21 protein-coding genes are annotated in these 17734 nt (G+C 35.7%); 20 read left to right on the plus strand and 1 reads right to left on the minus strand.

The features are described 5' to 3' along the window. Nucleotides 1-122: 122 nt before the first annotated feature. The 5 genes from CACET_RS08735 (at nucleotide 123) to CACET_RS08755 (ending at nucleotide 4309) form a co-directional block, all read left to right on the plus strand. Entirely contained in the window at nucleotides 123-389 is a 267-nt protein-coding gene (locus tag CACET_RS08735; RefSeq protein WP_044823948.1) for an IreB family regulatory phosphoprotein, read from the plus strand. Between the two features lie 2 nt (nucleotides 390-391). Beyond that, nucleotides 392-2551 (plus strand): alkaline phosphatase family protein, encoded by a 2160-nt coding sequence (locus CACET_RS08740; protein WP_052661278.1) that lies wholly within the window; start codon nucleotides 392-394, stop codon nucleotides 2549-2551. Between the two features lie 10 nt (nucleotides 2552-2561). After that, the gene (locus CACET_RS08745) at nucleotides 2562-3512 is read left to right on the plus strand and encodes an aldo/keto reductase (RefSeq protein ID WP_044823949.1); all 951 of its coding nucleotides are present in this window, start codon (nucleotides 2562-2564) and stop codon (nucleotides 3510-3512) included. A 12-nt stretch (nucleotides 3513-3524) separates the two neighbouring features. Beyond that, on the plus strand, nucleotides 3525-3941 hold the full coding sequence (gene ruvX / locus CACET_RS08750) for a Holliday junction resolvase RuvX (protein ID WP_044823950.1): 417 nt from the start codon (nucleotides 3525-3527) through the stop codon (nucleotides 3939-3941). 101 nt (nucleotides 3942-4042) lie between these two features. Beyond that, complete coding sequence (locus tag CACET_RS08755; RefSeq protein WP_044823951.1) at nucleotides 4043-4309, plus strand: DUF1292 domain-containing protein; 267 nt, start codon at nucleotides 4043-4045, stop codon at nucleotides 4307-4309. 19 nt (nucleotides 4310-4328) lie between these two features. On the opposite strand, the gene CACET_RS08760 is transcribed toward CACET_RS08755, so the two are convergent. Beyond that, the gene (locus CACET_RS08760; RefSeq protein WP_044823952.1) at nucleotides 4329-4781 is read right to left on the minus strand and encodes a hypothetical protein; all 453 of its coding nucleotides are present in this window, start codon (nucleotides 4779-4781) and stop codon (nucleotides 4329-4331) included. 84 nt (nucleotides 4782-4865) lie between these two features. Between CACET_RS08760 and sfsA the strand changes: the two genes are divergently transcribed. From sfsA to CACET_RS08830, 15 genes are all read left to right on the plus strand, one after another. After that, complete coding sequence (gene sfsA, locus CACET_RS08765; RefSeq protein WP_052661279.1) at nucleotides 4866-5567, plus strand: DNA/RNA nuclease SfsA; 702 nt, start codon at nucleotides 4866-4868, stop codon at nucleotides 5565-5567. Between the two features lie 96 nt (nucleotides 5568-5663). After that, nucleotides 5664-6098: a Fur family transcriptional regulator gene (locus CACET_RS08770; RefSeq protein WP_044824103.1), complete on the plus strand. Its 435-nt coding sequence runs from the start codon at nucleotides 5664-5666 to the stop codon at nucleotides 6096-6098. Nucleotides 6099-6323: 225 nt separating this feature from the next. Further along, nucleotides 6324-7991: a ribonuclease J gene (locus CACET_RS08775; protein ID WP_044823953.1), complete on the plus strand. Its 1668-nt coding sequence runs from the start codon at nucleotides 6324-6326 to the stop codon at nucleotides 7989-7991. A 67-nt stretch (nucleotides 7992-8058) separates the two neighbouring features. Next, nucleotides 8059-8328 carry a LysO family transporter gene (locus CACET_RS08780; RefSeq protein ID WP_044823954.1) on the plus strand — a complete coding sequence of 90 codons (270 nt, stop codon included), beginning with the start codon at nucleotides 8059-8061 and terminating at the stop codon, nucleotides 8326-8328. Between the two features lie 19 nt (nucleotides 8329-8347). Then, nucleotides 8348-8947: a LysO family transporter gene (locus tag CACET_RS08785; protein ID WP_044823955.1), complete on the plus strand. Its 600-nt coding sequence runs from the start codon at nucleotides 8348-8350 to the stop codon at nucleotides 8945-8947. 126 nt (nucleotides 8948-9073) lie between these two features. Next, nucleotides 9074-9418, plus strand: a complete 345-nt coding sequence (locus CACET_RS08790; RefSeq protein WP_044823956.1) for a YlbF/YmcA family competence regulator — start codon at nucleotides 9074-9076, stop codon at nucleotides 9416-9418. 5 nt (nucleotides 9419-9423) lie between these two features. Next, nucleotides 9424-9582: a MerR family transcriptional regulator gene (locus CACET_RS20470; RefSeq protein ID WP_158386027.1), complete on the plus strand. Its 159-nt coding sequence runs from the start codon at nucleotides 9424-9426 to the stop codon at nucleotides 9580-9582. A 118-nt stretch (nucleotides 9583-9700) separates the two neighbouring features. Further along, nucleotides 9701-10063 carry a BlaI/MecI/CopY family transcriptional regulator gene (locus CACET_RS08795; protein ID WP_044823957.1) on the plus strand — a complete coding sequence of 121 codons (363 nt, stop codon included), beginning with the start codon at nucleotides 9701-9703 and terminating at the stop codon, nucleotides 10061-10063. Nucleotides 10064-10066: 3 nt separating this feature from the next. Then, nucleotides 10067-11737 (plus strand): M56 family metallopeptidase, encoded by a 1671-nt coding sequence (locus tag CACET_RS19450; protein ID WP_052661280.1) that lies wholly within the window; start codon nucleotides 10067-10069, stop codon nucleotides 11735-11737. Between the two features lie 22 nt (nucleotides 11738-11759). Next, nucleotides 11760-12227 (plus strand): metallophosphoesterase family protein, encoded by a 468-nt coding sequence (locus CACET_RS08805; protein ID WP_044823958.1) that lies wholly within the window; start codon nucleotides 11760-11762, stop codon nucleotides 12225-12227. A gap of 328 nt (nucleotides 12228-12555) precedes the next feature. Further along, a complete protein-coding gene (gene nikA, locus CACET_RS08810) occupies nucleotides 12556-14178 on the plus strand; it encodes a nickel ABC transporter substrate-binding protein (RefSeq protein ID WP_082058138.1) in 1623 nt (540 codons plus the stop codon). Between the two features lie 80 nt (nucleotides 14179-14258). After that, entirely contained in the window at nucleotides 14259-15194 is a 936-nt protein-coding gene (gene opp1B, locus CACET_RS08815; RefSeq protein WP_044823959.1) for a nickel/cobalt ABC transporter permease, read from the plus strand. Nucleotide 15195: 1 nt separating this feature from the next. After that, entirely contained in the window at nucleotides 15196-16014 is an 819-nt protein-coding gene (gene opp1C / locus CACET_RS08820; protein ID WP_044823960.1) for a nickel/cobalt ABC transporter permease, read from the plus strand. A gap of 1 nt (nucleotide 16015) precedes the next feature. Continuing rightward, nucleotides 16016-16828, plus strand: a complete 813-nt coding sequence (locus CACET_RS08825; protein ID WP_044823961.1) for an ABC transporter ATP-binding protein — start codon at nucleotides 16016-16018, stop codon at nucleotides 16826-16828. 11 nt (nucleotides 16829-16839) lie between these two features. Then, nucleotides 16840-17643, plus strand: coding sequence for an ABC transporter ATP-binding protein (locus CACET_RS08830; RefSeq protein ID WP_044823962.1), 804 nt, complete (start codon nucleotides 16840-16842; stop codon nucleotides 17641-17643). Nucleotides 17644-17734: the final 91 nt, after the last annotated feature.

The raw sequence follows: 17734 nt of genomic DNA on the forward strand, positions 1-17734 counted from the left end.
AGCATGGTTCCCATGCTCTATTATTTTACATAAACCACTTTTCAACATTTTCCAAATCTCATTGGAGGAAAGGATAGAGTATGATAAAATAGAATTAAATTAGGAAAGAGAGGGGAATATAAATGGGAGAAAAGTTTAATCTAACAATGAAATTTAATTTAGATAAAGAGAAGGAAAAACAGGTTCAGGAAATTATTATAAGCGTATATGAAGCTTTAGAAGAAAAAGGGTATAATCCCATTAATCAGTTTATAGGCTATATTTTATCAGGAGATCCAACCTATATTACGAATCATAGTAATGCCCGTAGTATTATTAGAAAAATTGAGCGTGATGAGTTATTGGAGGAACTGCTAAAAACATATTTAGAAAAAAATAGGAGCGAATAAGTTTGAAAATCAAAAAAGTATGGCTTTTTATGTTATTGACATCACTTATAACAATACATACCTACTATTCTACAGTCCATGGATTAGATTCTCAAAAAACCCCTAAAGTGGTCATGTTGGTGATAAATCGTGTGGATTTTCAGGATTTATACAACATGCCCAACATGAGAGTGCTTATCGAAGAGGGCAGTATAGGGTTGATGAATACAAGGGCTTCTGGCAGCCAAAATGATTTTAAATCCTATGGGACTTTGGGCTGGGGAACAAGGGCAGAAGCTGGGCAAAACACTTCTACCTTTCACCACCTAGAGGAGGACAACCTTGCTGTATACGAAAGAAGAATAGGAAAGATCGATGAAGATGAAGGAATTATCAATATTAATATTAATATGTTGATTCAACAGAATATAAGGGGGGAGTATGGTGCTTCCCCTGGTATTTTAGGAGATTTATTAAAACAACATAGTTATAAAACAGCATTGATAGGTAATAGCGATATAGATAATGATGTCTCAAGACCAGCAGGATTTATTCCTATGGATAGCAGAGGCTATATTGACTATGGAAATCTTGATAGAGAACTAATCATAGAGGATACACATCGCCCCTTTGGGATGAAAACCAACTATGATCAGTTGTTAGAAAGCTTTATAGAAGTATATGTTAAAGGAGATTTTATCGTTATAGAAACCGGTGACATCCACAGGCTAGAACGATACAAAAACTACTTAAGTAGTACAATGTATCAAGAACATAAAAAGAATATTTTGACTGAGATAGATGCCTTTGTCAGTAAAGTTTTTAATCATATAGATGGAAAACCTACTGTATTTATGTTGGTAACGCCATTTCCATCGGATGCTGCAGTACTGCGGGGAGAAAGACTAACACCAGTGGTGATTTATGATGGGGTGAATAAAGGACTTTTATGGTCGGGAACTACTCGCAGAGAAGGAATTGTTGGTAATGTGGACATTGCACCTACAATTCTGTCTTATTTCCATATACCTCCATCTAACATGGTTGGTAGAGGAATGTCAACAGTGGAAGCTACAGATACCCTGGATTATATTTTGAAATTAAATAACCGAGTAGTAAATACTTCCCAACAAAGATATAGAATCCTCTATAGCTTTGCTATTTATGAAATGATTACTTCTGCTATTGCACTATTGGCGATTATTTTTACAAAAAAAATAGCTTCTAAGTGGTATATTCCTATATCATTAGGACTATTAAGTAATATTGTAGCACCTTTTACTTTGCTAATACTTCCGATATTTGGCCCATTGAGTATTGTTAATAATTATATCTTATTCGTCCTCTGTACTGCTTTTTTTACTTGTATACTATACTTTTTGGGGAGAAAGAAGCCTCTAAATATAATACTCTGGGCTTCTCTATTGTTGGTTATGGGATTGATGTTAGATATTGTCACAGGGCAAAACCTCATTAAAAACTCAGTTTTAGGATATGATCCAATCATCGGAGCACGTTATTATGGCGTTGGCAATGAATATATGGGGGTATTTATTGGTGGTATTTTAATTTTCACCGCAACTTTGATAGAACGATATTCTGTCAACAGATACTTTGTGATGATATTTTATTTAATAACAACCATCATTATAGCTTTCCCAACCTTTGGCGCAAATGTTGGTGGGACAATTACTGCTGTTTTCGCCTTTTTATTTACTTCCGTTAGATTGTTAAATAAAAAAATAAGCTTTAAAAAGTTGCTTTATATATTTACTGCTGTTATTATAGTAGTTGCTGCTATGGCCACAATTGACTTATTTTTTATTGAAAATCAAAGTCATTTAGCTTCAGCAGTAGAGCAGATTTTTTCCACTGGTCCTATTATAATTTATCAAATTATTGCCAGAAAAATTGCCATGAATATAAGGGTGATGGGGGTAACTGTATGGAGTAAAGTTCTATTAAGTGCCATCGTAATCCTTGGGATATTATTTTATAGGCCTGTAGGCGTTATTAAAAAAGTTACTACCACCTATCCTAGTCTAGCTATAGGTTGGAGTGGTATTATTGTAGCAGGTATCGTCGCCTTTGCGGTGAATGACTCTGGTGTAGTATCTGCAGCTACTGCCATTATATTTTTAACCACCACCATGCTATATTTGGTGATGAATTTATCGAATTAGGAGGCAAATATTGGAGAAAAAATTACTTGGAAATACTTCTTTATGGGTATCGAAACTCTGTTTTGGAAGCTTAACCATGGGACCCTTGCAAGCGGATAAATCGCCTGAAGAGGGGGGAAGATTGCTTTTACATGGATTAAGAAGAGGTATTAATTTTATTGATACAGCGGAACTTTATGAAACATATCCTCATATTAAAAATGCACTGAAGCATTGTCATAGAGAAGAATTAGTGATTGCAACCAAATCCTATGCATATTCGCAGGAAACAGCAGAAAAAAGTTTAGATAAAGCGTTGAAGGAAATGGATACGGAGTATATTGACATATTTTTGCTCCATGAACAAGAAAGCCAACATACCCTTAAAGGACATTGGGAGGCCTTTACTTACTTTATGAAGATGAAGGAGCAGGGATATATCAAAGCACTAGGCATCTCTACCCATACAGTTGCGGCGGTGGAGGCTTCCTTAAAGATCAAAGAAATAGAGGTTCTCCATCCTATTGTGAATATGGCGGGTTTAGGAATTCAAGATGGCACGATAGAAGAGATGCTATATTTTTTAGAGAAGGCTAAGGAAATGGGTAAAGGGATCTATGGTATGAAGCCTTTAGGTGGAGGAAATCTTTTAAAAAACTATAAAGACTGTTTAAACTTTGTACTAAATTTATCCTGTCTAGATGCCATTGCAGTAGGGATGCAAACGATAGAAGAAATTGATGACAATACAGCAGTTTTTGAGGGCAAAGAAATTGATGAGGAACTAATCAATAAGGTAAAAAATAAAAAAAGAAAACTAAAAATCGATTTTTGGTGTGAAGTATGTGGAAAGTGTGTTGAAACTTGTAGCCATAATGCACTAAAAATAACTGATGAAGGATTAGTGGTAGAAGATAAAAAGTGTGTTTTATGTGGATACTGTTCAAAAAGCTGTCCTCAGTTTTGTATCAAAGTAGTTTAGGAGGTGGATCGTATGGTTAGAATTATGGCATTAGATGTAGGTGACAAAAGAATAGGTGTAGCACTAAGTGACCTCATGGGGTGGACAGCCCAAGGCTTAGAGACCATTGAACGAAGCAATATAAAAAAAGATTTACAGAGAATTGAGGAGATTATCAATCAGCATCAAGTAGGGAAAGTTGTAATCGGTTTACCAAAAAACATGAATGGTACTTTAGGACCCCAGAGTGAAAAAGTGATAGAATTTACGGAAAGATTAAAAAAGCGAATCAATATAGAGTGTGTTTTTTGGGATGAAAGACTTACCACTGTAGCTGCTGAGAGGTCTTTAATAGAAGCAGATATGAGTAGGAAAAAAAGAAAAACTGTTATTGATAAAGTGGCGGCTACATATATTTTGCAAAATTACCTTGATAGTGTAAGTAAATAAGCGTTTTTCATAAAATATTTCATTAAAAAGATGGTTTTTTTCCCAAGGTTTAGTATATAATACATTTATGTGCTGTAAAAATAAAAGGAGGTTTTTAAAAAATGGCAGAAAATGAAAATATTGTAACATTAGTAGATGAAGAAGGTAAGGAGCAGGATTTTGAAATAATTATGACACTTGATGTAGAAGGGCAAGAGTATGCAATCCTATTACCTCTTGATGCAGGAGAAGAGGAAGATGCATATATCTTTAAAATAATTCATGAAGCGAACGATGAGTATACTTTGGTGGCTATTGAAAATGATGAAGAGTATGAAAATGTTGTTGCAGCTTATGAAGCGATTTTAGATGAAGAAGGTATAGAGTAATAAGTAATAGATGGACTACTTAAAAGGTCCATCTATTCTTTTTATTAATAGAAAAGCTGGAAATGATGGCACCGATAAAACCTGAGGTAGCTAAAAAAGTAAAAATATAGTTACTTAACACAGAATCCATTGCCCTCAGTCCTATTCCAGACTTAAAAACAATTGGAGGCAAAGCTAATAAACGATCAAATCCTAATAAAAAGTATAACAAAATAATCGCCAAAATAGGTAATAACACGGTGCCTGTAGTGGAAAACAGAGGATATAGCAGTCTACTATAGTTGTTTACTCCTTTAATATATCCGATGATGCCACCTAATACTGAAAGAATTGGATATATATAAGCAGGATGAATAAATTCTCTGATTTCTGGCAAAAATTCAAGGGTTATAATAGATATTGTTATACCAAGAACAAAACCCAGAAACATGCCATGAACTAAGTTTAAAAAAAGGTTATAGGTTGACCTCAAAGTAATTACCCCCTGAAATATGAATATTTGTAAATATGGTAACAATATTACATAGCTTTAGTATAACTAAAGAAGGTGAAAATTATGAAAATAAATATTGAGGGAAATAAAATAGAGGGTACGTTTCACAAGCGTATAAATAGATTTATTGCAGAAATTTATATTAATGACAAAATAGAAATTGCCCATGTAGCTAATACTGGAAGAATGAAGGAGTTATTAATTCCTGGAGCTAAGGTAATATTAAGAAAAGTAAATGAATCCCATAGAAAAACCCAGTACGACCTACTTATGGCGTATAAAGACACTACACTGGTTTCTATTGATTCCAGACTCCCGAATCAATTGCTTCAACAAGCTTTTATGCATAAGAGTATCCCTTATTTCAAACAATATAATGATATAAGAAGAGAAGTGAATTTTGGTAAGAGCAAGTTGGATTTTTATATCTCCAATGAAAGAGAATCTGTGTTGATTGAAGCAAAGTGCGTAACATTAGTGAAGGAGGATGATCTCGCCTCTTTTCCAGATGCCCCCACTGATCGAGGTCGAAAGCATATTTTAGAACTAATAGAAGGAAAAAAACAAGGTTTTCGATCAGCAGTTTTTTTTATTGTTCAACGGGAGGATGCCAATAGGTTTACTCCAAATAAGGAAATGGATGAAGCCTTCTGTGAGGCAGTTTTACTAGCACAAAAAGCTGGTGTAGAATTTTATGCATATAACTGTGCTGTGACAACCCATTCTATAGCCTTAAAAGAAGAAATAAAAGTTTTTTTTAATTGATAAATGGAAATTCCACTAGAAATCGTTGACAAAAGAAGAATTATATACTATACTATTCTTGATAAGTGTTATTATTTGAGAAATGAAGGTGACATAATGGACAACCTAATAGAGGGGCTAAAAGATAAGCTGAAGGAAAAAGGATATAAGCTGACACCTCAGAGAAGGGCTACACTGGACGTTATCCTTGATAATCAAGGCAAACATTTAAATACAGAAGAAATTTATGGACTGGTAAAGGATAAGTGTCCAGAAATTGGCTTAGCTACTGTCTATAGAACATTACAACTATTAGATGAAATGCAAATTATATCTAAAATCAATTTAGATGATGGATGCAGTCGATATGAATTTAACACCCATGAGGATGACCATCAGCATCATCACCTTATTTGTCAAAATTGTGGTAATGTAATAGAAGTAGAAATAGACCTATTGGAGCAATTGGAAGAAGAAATAGAAAAAAATCATGATTTTGAAATCACAGATCATAAAGTTAAGTTTTTCGGTATTTGTTCTAAGTGTAGGTAGTCTTGCATATTCTGCAAGACTTTATCTATGTGCAATATTTTATAGATAACAAACTTTTAAAAGTTTTGCTTTTAGGTTAAAATACATATATCTATTATTAATCAGGGTCAATAATACGTTAGGGTATTTTTGCATAGAGCACCATTATGTTACAGGATATAGGTACGGGTAAAGCTCAATAATAAGTAAATAGAAATATACAAAGGGATAACAAAGGAGTGATGAATGTTGGGAAGAAAACCTACAAAGATTAGAATAATTCCTTTAGGCGGTCTAAAGGAAATTGGGAAAAATATGACAGTAATTGAATACAAAGATGAAATGATTATTGTGGATTGTGGCTTGAGTTTTCCTGAAGATGAAATGTTGGGAATAGATATTGTAATTCCTGATATAACATATGTCATGAAAAATAAAGACAAAGTAAAGGGAATCTTTTTGACCCATGGCCATGAAGATCATATTGGAGCCTTACCTTATGTATTAAAAAGAATCAATGTACCTGTATATGGAACACAGTTAACTTTGGGTTTAGTGGAAACAAAATTAAAGGAACATAAGATTACAGATGTTCATTTGCAGAGGGTGGAAGCTGGTACAACTACACAACTTGAAAGTTTTGAAGTAGAATTCATTCGCAGTAGTCATAGTATACCAGATGCTTGTGCTTTAGCCATTCATACCTCTCTAGGGGTGATTTTGCATACTGGAGACTTTAAAATAGATTATACCCCTATTGATGGACAATTGATTGATCTACAGAGAATTGCTGAACTGGGAAAAAAAGGCATCCTTCTAATGATGGCGGACAGTACCAATGTAGAGCGACCAGGGACGACGATGTCAGAAAGAAATGTAGGTATTACCTTTGAAAATATTTTTAGTAGTACAAAAAATAGGATCATCGTAGCTACCTTCGCCTCAAATGTTCATAGAGTACAACAGATTGTAAATGCTGCTTATAAGTATAACAGAAAAATTGTTATATCTGGCAGAAGCATGGTAAACGTTGTTTCAGTAGCACAAGAGTTGGGTACGTTAGTGATTCCAGAGGGCTTAATCATTGATGTTAATCATATTGACCAGTATGATGATCATGAGATTGTTATTATTACTACTGGAAGTCAAGGGGAAACAATGGCAGGATTATCAAGGATGGCTACCTCTGAGCATAGAAAATTAGATATTCGAGCAGGAGATACGGTCATTATCTCTGCTACTCCTATACCAGGAAATGAGAAGTTAGTAAGCAGAGTGATCAACCAACTGTTTGAAAAGGGAGCAGATGTTATTTATGAGAGCTTGGCAGATGTCCATGTTTCAGGACATGCTTGTCAAGAGGAGTTAAAACTAATGCATCGACTGGCCAATCCTAAATACTTCATACCGGTACATGGGGAGTTTAGACATTTGAAACAACATGCGAAACTGGCAGAAAACTTAGGGATGGATAGAGAAAACATATTTACGCTACAAAATGGTAATATCGTTGAAATTACAAAGGATTATGCTAAGTTGGCTGGAAATGTGCCGGCAGGACCTGTATTAGTAGATGGTTTAGGGGTTGGAGATGTAGGAAACATTGTTCTAAGGGATCGTAAACACTTGGCTGAAGACGGATTAATGGTAGTGGTGGTTACAATTTCTAAAGAAAATGGAAAAATTGTTGCAGGCCCCGATATTATATCAAGAGGCTTTGTCTATGTAAGAGAATCTGAAGTTCTTATGGATGAAGCACGACAAATTGTAAAGGCTGCTTTAGAACAATGTGAGCAGCAAAATATAAAGGAATGGGCAGTGCTCAAAAGCTCTATAAGAGATGCACTAAAGGATTTCCTATACGAGAAAACAAAACGTAGACCAATGATTTTACCAGTCATTATGGAAGTATAAAAAAAATCCATCATCTTATAAAGAGATGATGGATTTTGCTATAAAGATAAAGGACAGGGGGAGCGGTATGAATATTTTACTTTACCTAGCAATATTAATATTAGGGGCAATAATAGGATATAAAAATATATTAGGTGATTTTATATCTGAAAAAATAGGAATCATTCAGAATTATGCTTTACTTTTTTTATTGTTTATTATGGGGATTAGTATAGGGATTGATGAAAATGTTATACGATATTTTGGTGTGATTGGATACCAATCTGTTATCTTGGCGGTTTTTTCAATCGTGGGTAGTATCCTAGCGGTAAAGCTTATAGCAAAGAAAGTACTATAGCAGGAAGAAGGTGTAAAGGATGACGTTTAAAATCATGCTGTCTGTAGTACTGGGAATTGCGTTGGGAGTCTCGGTTTTTCCACAAAATATGGAAATCTACATGGGAACAATGATTGATATAGGATTATGCCTACTGCTTTTTTTTGTAGGTATAGATATAGGGAAACAGGGAGATCTTTTTAAGAAGATCAAGAAAATAGGCTTCAAGGTGCTATGGGTGCCCTTTATGGTAGCCATTGGCAGTATTACAGGAACCATCTTTGGTGGAATACTCCTAAAAATACCCATCAATCAAGCAGCAGCAATTGGTGCAGGATTTGGCTGGTATTCTTTATCCGCCATAGAATTATCTAAGCATAGTGCAGAATTAGGGGCTTTGGCCTTCATTACAAATGTTTCTAGGGAAGTCATTGCTATTATCAGTATACCTTTTATTGCAAAGTATATTGGTAAACTAGAGGCCATCGCACCAGCAGGGGCTACAGCGATGGATACAACGCTGCCTATCATAGCAAAATCTACTGACGGCAATGTTGCAATGATCTCCTTTCTTACGGGCGTGGTATTATCTGCTTTGGTGCCTATTCTTGTGCCTACGTTTATGATGGTGCTGAAATAAAGAACTTCTTTAAGTAAAGCGTCTATAGGGGAACCGGAAGAACTTTGGCAAATGCAAAGTTCATTTAAATCATATGTATCAAATGTCTGTATAACTTAAGCAAGAAAATTATAGGAGGTTAAAGTCATGAATGTATATGATTGTGCTCATCAATTGGCAAGGGGATTAAAGGAAAGCAGGGAGTATCAAGAATATAAAGATTTAGAAAGAAAAGTGAAGACAACTCCTCAGTGTAAAGCTATGGTAGATGACTTTAGAAAACGCCAGTTACAGGTTCAAGGGCAACAAATGATGAAGCAACAGGTAGACGAAAATACCCTAAAGGAATTACAAAGTCTTCATCATGTTTTGATGCAAAACCCACTTGTTGCGGAATTTATGCATGCTGAATTCAAACTGTCTCAGATGATGTCAGATGTTTATAAAATATTAGGGGAAGCTTTAGATTTGGATATTAGTGGTTTGGAGTAACTATTATGTATACCGTTGGACAAGTTTGTAAAGGATTTGGTATTTCAAGAAGTGCACTTCTATATTCTGATTCTATTGGACTAGTAAAGTCCAATATTAATGGGATTTACTATCTTGTATCAGCTTTTTTTGAAGGCTTTATGACTATTCCCCTTATGCCTTAAGTTAACGCCAATGACTATTATATAAGTTGAGCAGCTAAACGAGTCATTGACAAAGGTGGTCTATGATGATAGACTAAAAAATATAAGGTCTATGTTAATAGACTAGAGGAGGAATACTATGGATAAATTTAGCCTTTGCGAAAGCGAATACCGTTTTGCAAGCATTGTTTGGGAAAATGAGCCAGTCAGCTCTGGAGAACTTGTAGGACTTTGCAATGAGAAGCTTGGCTGGAAAAAGTCTACAACCTACACCGTTTTAAAAAAGCTATGTGACAGGGAAATATTTAAAAATGAAAATGCCATTGTTAGTGCTATTGTTAAACAGGAGCAGGTACAGAAGTTTGAAAGCCAAAAATTTTTAGACAAAACCTTTAATGGCTCATTGCCTCGATTTATTGCTAGTTTTATGAGTGGAAAAAAACTGTCAAAGACTGAGGCAGATGTGCTTAAAAAGTTAATAGACAGTTATAAGGAGGAGTAACCTATGGCTTCCTTTTTGCAAGAATTATTTTTAAGCATACTTAATATGAGCATTACTGCAAGCTATGTTATTTTATTTGTTATAGTTGGGAGACTATTTCTAAAAAAAGCACCTAAGATTTTTTCCTATGCTTCATGGGCAGTTGTGCTGTTTAGGCTTATATCTCCGTTTTCTTTTTCCTCTGCTTTTAGTCTTTTAAAAGTGGGCACCTCAAGTTTTGGGAAAATGGAGTATATCCCTTCCAATATTGGCATGATGGCAGAACCCCAAATAGATCTTGGGATAAGTGGTTTAAATACTATTATCAGTAATTCTTTACCTGCAGCAACACCATATGCTAGTATAAACCCTACCCAGATAATCCTATTGAGTCTTTCAATTATATGGATACTTGGTGTATTAGGACTGATGACCTACAGCCTTATATCTTACTTAATATTAAAACACAAAGTTGGCATGGCGGTACTTCTGCAAGACAATGTTTTTGAGTGTGAAAATATTTCTTCGCCTTTTGTATTAGGCATCGTAAATCCTAAGATTTATTTACCCATAGGACTTTCGGAAGCGGAAAAAAGTTATATTTTAAAACATGAACAAATTCATATCAAACGATTTGATTATTTGATCAAGCCTTTTGCATTTTTAGCACTTTGTGTTCATTGGTTTAATCCTTTTGTATGGCTTAGCTTCGTGTTGATGAGCCACGATATGGAAATGGCTTGCGATGAACAGGTCATCAAGGAACTTGGTACAGATATCAAGACAGATTATAGCACATCTATACTATCTTTGGCAGTAAACAAAAAGATGATAAATGGAAGCCCTCTTGCCTTTGGAGAAATAGGGGCAAAGGGGCGCATTAAAAACGTATTAAACTATAAACGCTCTACCTTTTGGGTAATTATTATGGCAGTTATCGTAGTAATAATCACGGGTATTGGGCTGGCTTCGAACCCTACCGCTTCTACCTACTATAATAAAGAAAAAATTCATATGGCTGAAACTTGGGCAGAGGCTTTGAATATAAGAAATGGCAAATTACGCTACGAAATTATGTCTGAAAGTATGAAAGAAAAATTTGTTACAGAGCAAAAAGAAGGTTCTGACAGCGACGAATGGAATTATAGTATTGGCTATTCCAGTCCGTGGGTTGTCAATTATGAGATTGATGTGGAAGGAGATACTGCAAACATCACGTATCATTTAACTGATAGCACTGGAGAAATATATGAGAAAATCGAGATAATTACTTTTGGTAAAGAAAACAATCAGCTTGTAATAATAGACGCAAGGGAAAAATTTGCCCAGTGGGAAAAAGTCCGCTACTTTGCACCAACTGCAAAGCAGGCCATGGAGGTTTATAGGAAAGCACTTCTTGAAAGCGATTATCTTACAATTCTTTCCCTTGTTCATACAGCGAATTTTGATCCTATAGGACAGGAAATCTGGGATACGATAAAAATCAACAGTGTAAAAGTGGTTAGTGAGGATATACGTGAAAATAAAGCTTGCTATGAGTTAGAACTAGATATTAAGGATGGAGGAAATTCTGCTTTTGAGATAGGGATTTTTCCTCGATGGTTATGGCTTGTAAAGGGTGAGTTGGGCTGGTATGTAGAAGGTCTCATGACAAGTGGAGAACCTGATGCTAGTTGGTGGAGTTTAGAACTTTAGGACTGATTTTGGAGGATACTGTATGAAAAGAAAAACAATTGGGGTTATCTCAGATACCCACGGACTTTTACGACCCGAAGCGGTAAAAATTCTTAAAAATTCAGAGATGATTATACATGCAGGAGATATTGGCAATGTACAGATCCTTGAGGGACTACAAAAAATTGCACAAGTAGTTGCAGTCCGTGGAAATTGTGATAAAGGCAGCTGGGCGAAGGAGTTTGCCGAAACAAAAATTGTAGAAATCCAAAACATTCATTTATATGTACTTCATGATGTAAAGAACATGGACCTTGATCCTAGTGTAGCAGGATTCAAAGCAGTTATAAGTGGTCACTCCCATAAACCATTGGTGACTTATTCTAACGGTATTCTTTATCTAAACCCTGGTAGTGCAGGACCTCGTCGATTTAAGTTGCCGCTTAGTGTAGCAAGATTATATGTAGATACAGTTTCTGTAGAGGCAGAAATAATTCGGTTAGATATCTAATAAGGAAAAAATAATCAAAAGGCTTATTCCGTAAACAAAGAACTGCGGGATAAGCCTTTTGGTGACTATAAAAACATTATGTAAATAAAAATATTTGGTGTCTTTAGATTTTTTTGAAAAGTACACTTAAAAGTGCAAAAAATGTCTTAATTGTGCATAGACAGTAGTTGATAATTTTTATATAATGAATACGATAATTATTATCATTTAATACATGGAATCAGTATAATGCGCTGAATCAATCATCTAAGTAAAAATCTCCTCTTCATAAGGGATGGGAGGTTTGCAGCTTGGAAGAAAATTTAAGATTAAAGGAGTGTTTTGGGGAATGTTGAAGAAAAAAATGGGGAAATCGTTGGTTATATGTATATTGCTTTTAACCCTAAGTTTGATGGCTGCTTGTTCTTCAGGGGGGAATACACCCAGTAGTTCTGATGAAGAGGGGAATGTAGCCCTTAACACAGATGAACTGATCTATGTTAACTTTAGGGACATAAGAGATTTAAACCCTCATACGTACAGTGGAGAACTTTTTGCACAAAATTTATTATTTGAAGGTCTTGTGATGGTTACTGATGAAGGTATTCAACCTTGGCTTGCAAAAGATTGGGATATTTCTGAGGATGGACGAACCTATACCTTCCATATAAGACAAGGCGTAACCTTTTCAGATGGCTATAAGTTTGATGCCCATGCGGTAGAAGCCAATATTCAAGCTATTTATGACAACTATGACAGACATGGATGGCTGGAAAGTGTGAGATTATTAGACAGCTTTGGTGCTGTGGATGATTATACCTTTGAAATGAAGCTAAAAGAACCCTACTATCCACTGCTGATAGAGCTGGCGGTAACGAGACCCTTTAGGTTCATATCTCCTAATTGTTTTATCGATGGAACTACGAAAAACGGGGTGAATGGGGTAATCGGGACAGGAAAATATGTACTTACAGAAAACCACATTGATCAATATGCTGTGTTTGATGTAAATGAAACCTATTGGGGTGAAAAGCCAGAAATCAGTAGGATCATTGCTAAAGTAATTCCAGATAATCAAATAAGAGTACTTGCTTTAGAGAAAGGTGAAATTGATATTATCTTTGGCATTGGTATGATTGATGCAGCAACTTATCTTAAGTTTTCAGAAATGGAGGGCTTTGGAGCAAGTCTATCAGACCCTTTGGCTACAAGAATGTTGATTATGAATTCAACAGATAAAATTTTATCTGATGTTAATGTAAGACAGGCTATAAATGCAGCAGTCAATAGAGAAGAAATATCAGAAGGAATTTTTTATGGACTGGAAGCTCCTGCAAGTAGAATGCTAGCAAGAACGGTTCCTTACTGCGATGTAGATTTCGAAGATTATGTCTATTCCCTAGATAAGGCAAAAAACCTTCTTGAGGAAGCAGGGTGGAACATGAATGAGGCCACAAACATACGTGAAAAAGACGGTATGCCTTTACAAATTGAAATGCACTATAATGCAGATAATGTAACAGAAAGAACCATTGCTGAATATCTACAGGATGAAATGAGAAAAGTCGGCATCAACCTCAGTATTACTGGAGAAGAGGAGCAGGCTTATAGAGATAGGATGAAAAATGGAGGTTTTAGTATTACCTTTAATATGCCATGGGGAACACCTTATGATCCACATTCTTTCCTTGGTGCTATGAGAATGCCTGCTGTTTATGGAGATTATGCAGCACAACAGGGGCTTGAAGAGGTTCAAAAACTTCATGATACAATCTTAAAGGCATTTATTGCTACAGATGAAATTCAAAGACAGGAATATTACGATTATATTCTTACATATTTACATGATGAAGCTATCTATGTTCCATTGACTTTTGAAAGAAATAGGGCAGTATACAATGAAAAAGTGAAGAATGTAACCTTTAATCCTTCACAATATGAAGTGCCCCTTGACAGAATGTATATTAAATAAAAATGATGCCTACAAAACTGGTCATGGAGCAAGTTATCTATGACCAGTTTCCGTGCTTCAAAATCATAAGGAGGTTCCTCATGGGAAAATATATCATAAAAAGAATTCTAATGGCTTTGCCGATGATGCTGGCAGTATCCTTTATCGCCTTCGTGCTGATCAATCTTATCCCAGCAGACCCTGCCGAAGTAGTATTAAGAGTCAATGAGATTATTCCCACAGAAGAAGCGATCGAGGGGATGCGGGAGGAGCTGGGATTGAATAAACCTTATTTACAGAGATATTTTGACTGGTTATGGGATGTTCTGCATCTCAATCTTGGCAATTCCTATGTGAATAAAAATAGAACCGTTGCTGGCGAGATTACCAGGAGTTTACCTGCCACCTTTGAACTTGCAGCAGTTTCCTTGTTTATTGTAATCTTTGTCAGTATTCCTGTAGGCCTTTTATGTGCTGTGTGGAAGGATAGTATTTTCGATCGTGTGGTGAGAATCTTTATATTTATTGGAACGGCTATGCCTAATTATTGGATAGGCATATTGTTGATATGGCTATTTGCAGTAAAACTAGGGGTTTTGCCAACAGGAGGGAATAATCAGGAGGGGGCAATTATTCTGCCAGCCATTACCTTAAGCCTCACTTATATTTCTACCTATGTCAGACTCATCAGAAATAGCATATTAGAAAACATGATAGAGAACTATGTTTTTTATGCTAAAGTTAGAGGATTAAAGGACAGAACAATTTTGTTAAAACACGTTCTTAAAAACTCTCTTCAGTCCTCTATTACCGCTTTGGGAATGAGTGTTGTTCACCTTCTTGCTGGAACGGTTGTGGTGGAAAATATTTTTTCATGGCCAGGTATAGGGAGATTATGTATCACTGCTATTTTTAACAGAGATTATCCTATCATTCAAGCTTATATTCTTATGATGGGGACGCTGTTTATTGTCTGTAATCTTATTGTAGATATTATACATCATAAATTAGATCCAAGATTGCATAAGGTGGTGTAGTATGATAAAAAAACTCATGAAAGATAAAATTGCACTGATAACCCTATTGATTATATTACTGACTATGATTCTAGGTATTTTTGCTGATATAATAGCCCCAAATGATCCAATTGCTACAAGTATTATAAATAAATACGCCCAAAGAAGTCAGGCCTTTCCTTTAGGAACCGACCATCTTGGACGTTGTATATTATCAAGGTTAATTTATGGTATAAGACCTACCTTGTTTTTATCTATGTTTACCATGCTGTGCACCATTGCTCTTGGTACCAGCATAGGGGCCATAGCAGGCTATGCTCGAGGTATGGTTGATGAAGTAATGATGCGGATTGTAGACATTATGTTGTCCTTTCCCAGTCAGGTGATGATCCTTGCAGTGGTTGGTATGATGGGGGTAGGAATACGAAATGTCATTATCGCCAGCATAGCCATCAAATGGGCATGGTACGCTAGAATGATTCGGTCCAGTGTGATTCAGTATAACAATAAAAATTACATTTTATATTCTAAAACCATAGGTACAAGTAAAAGTTTTATTGTCTTCAGACATATGCTTTTAAATATTTTGTCGGAGATTATTGTCTTAGCTACATTGGATATGGGCTGGGTCATTTTAAGTATTTCTACTCTTTCTTTCCTTGGGCTGGGGGTTCAAGCACCGACACCTGAGTGGGGAGGGATGTTGAGTGAAGCAAAAAATGTTATCACTTCTCGTCCCACTCAAATGCTTGCACCGGGTATTGCTATTCTAGTAATTGTAGCTTCCTTTAATATGTTGGGGGATAGTTTAAGAGATGTATTAGATACCAAGGAGGGATAAGGTGAAGACAGAATTATTAAAGGTGAATCATTTAAAGGTGCAGTACAGAGACCATAAAATATCAAAAGATATTATTTCAGATATTTCCTTTAGCCTAAAGAAAAACCATTGTCTCGGTATTATTGGGGAAAGTGGAAGCGGCAAGAGCATCACCTGTAAGGCCATATTGGGACTTTTGGAGAAGAATTTTGATGTGAAGGGGGATGTGGTCTTTAATGATATACATCTACTGAAGCAGGATAAAAGGAAAATTAGACATATACGAGGAAAAGAAATTTCTATGATTCTGCAAAATCCTATGACCTCTTTTGACCCTCTTTTTACGATACAAGAACAAATGACAGAAACTTTTATTGAAAACCTTGATATAACTAAAAAGGAAGCCTTAGGACTTTCCCTAAAAGCTCTTGAGGAGATGCATATCCTTTATCCTAAAGATGTACTAAAAAAACACCCCCATCAACTGAGTGGGGGCATGCTGCAAAGAGTGATGATCGGGATTGCCCTTGCCTTAAAACCAAGTATGATTATCGCAGATGAACCCACAACTGCGGTGGATGCCATCAATGTAGTGAAGGTAATGGAGGAGTTTATGAGAATTAGAGAAAAACATCATACATCTATGATTTTTGTCTCCCATGATTTAGGCGTAGTATCAAAAATAGCGGATCATCTTCTAGTGATGAAGGAGGGGGAAATTGTAGAAGCAGGAGAAACACAGCATGTGTTAAATCGTCCAAGCAATGAATATACCAAGTATTTAATCGATACAAGAAATGCTTTGGTGGAGAAGTTTTATCAGGTGGTAGGATAGGGGGAAGGTTTGTGTTATTAGAAGTAGAAAATATCGATAAAAGCTATAAAAAATCTTTTGGTATCATGAAAAAAGAAAAACTTCAAGTTTTAAAGGATGTGTCCCTATGCCTTTACGAGGGAGAGTGTCTTGGGATTATTGGAGAAAGCGGCAGTGGAAAAAGCACCTTAGGTAGGTTAATGATCGGTGTTGAAAAGGCAGATGCTGGCAGCATACGAATAGATGGCACAGAGATCAATAAAACTACTGATAAATCTATAAAAGAAAAGGTAAGTGTTGTTTTTCAGGACTATAGTTCTTCTGTGAACCCGAGGTTTAAAATTATAGATATTCTTTGGGAACCGATAAAAGTGTTTGAGGGGTTAAGCCAAAAAGACAGCTTGAATAAAATAATAGGTTTGTTAGAAAAAGTAGGTTTATCAAAGGAATACTTATACCGTTATCCCCACCAGCTTAGCGGGGGACAGTTACAGAGGGTTTGTATTGCTAGAGCCATTGCCACCAATCCAAAGTTTATCCTGCTGGATGAGGCCATAAGTTCTTTAGATGTATCGATTCAGGTGCAAATTCTAGACTTGCTGATTCAACTAAAAAAAGAGATGGGCATCTCTTATGTCTTTATTACCCATGATTTAGCAGCAGTTACCTACATATGTGATCGGGTGATATTTTTAAAAGAAGGCAAAGTTATTGAGAAGGTTGACTGTATGCATCAACTAAGCAATGTAAAAGATCCATATTCTAAGGCACTTTTGCATGCTGCTAAGGCAATGAATATTAGGGAGGAAAATTATGTATACTGGCAAATATCATAGGGGGTATGATATACTTTCTTAGAAAGAAGATCATGAATCATTAGCGTTAGCTTAAGCTATAACTTATCATCCTCAGGGGAGTAAAGCGGAG

The sequence above is a fragment of the Clostridium aceticum genome, from assembly GCF_001042715.1.
Taxonomy (GTDB): Bacteria; Bacillota; Clostridia; order Peptostreptococcales; family Natronincolaceae; genus Andreesenella; species Andreesenella acetica.

Coding starts and splice junctions, on each gene's coding strand:
- CACET_RS08775 (WP_044823953.1), top strand. CDS start 6,324: ATGTTGGGAAGAAAACCTACAAAGATTAGAATAATTCCTTTAGGCGGT.
- sfsA (WP_052661279.1), top strand. CDS start 4,866: ATGAAAATAAATATTGAGGGAAATAAAATAGAGGGTACGTTTCACAAG.
- CACET_RS08805 (WP_044823958.1), top strand. CDS start 11,760: ATGAAAAGAAAAACAATTGGGGTTATCTCAGATACCCACGGACTTTTA.
- ruvX (WP_044823950.1), top strand. CDS start 3,525: ATGGTTAGAATTATGGCATTAGATGTAGGTGACAAAAGAATAGGTGTA.
- nikA (WP_082058138.1), top strand. CDS start 12,556: ATGTTGAAGAAAAAAATGGGGAAATCGTTGGTTATATGTATATTGCTT.
- opp1B (WP_044823959.1), top strand. CDS start 14,259: ATGGGAAAATATATCATAAAAAGAATTCTAATGGCTTTGCCGATGATG.
- CACET_RS08785 (WP_044823955.1), top strand. CDS start 8,348: ATGACGTTTAAAATCATGCTGTCTGTAGTACTGGGAATTGCGTTGGGA.
- CACET_RS08755 (WP_044823951.1), top strand. CDS start 4,043: ATGGCAGAAAATGAAAATATTGTAACATTAGTAGATGAAGAAGGTAAG.
- CACET_RS08735 (WP_044823948.1), top strand. CDS start 123: ATGGGAGAAAAGTTTAATCTAACAATGAAATTTAATTTAGATAAAGAG.
- CACET_RS08780 (WP_044823954.1), top strand. CDS start 8,059: ATGAATATTTTACTTTACCTAGCAATATTAATATTAGGGGCAATAATA.
- CACET_RS19450 (WP_052661280.1), top strand. CDS start 10,067: ATGGCTTCCTTTTTGCAAGAATTATTTTTAAGCATACTTAATATGAGC.
- CACET_RS08790 (WP_044823956.1), top strand. CDS start 9,074: ATGAATGTATATGATTGTGCTCATCAATTGGCAAGGGGATTAAAGGAA.
- CACET_RS20470 (WP_158386027.1), top strand. CDS start 9,424: ATGTATACCGTTGGACAAGTTTGTAAAGGATTTGGTATTTCAAGAAGT.
- opp1C (WP_044823960.1), top strand. CDS start 15,196: ATGATAAAAAAACTCATGAAAGATAAAATTGCACTGATAACCCTATTG.
- CACET_RS08795 (WP_044823957.1), top strand. CDS start 9,701: ATGGATAAATTTAGCCTTTGCGAAAGCGAATACCGTTTTGCAAGCATT.
- CACET_RS08770 (WP_044824103.1), top strand. CDS start 5,664: ATGGACAACCTAATAGAGGGGCTAAAAGATAAGCTGAAGGAAAAAGGA.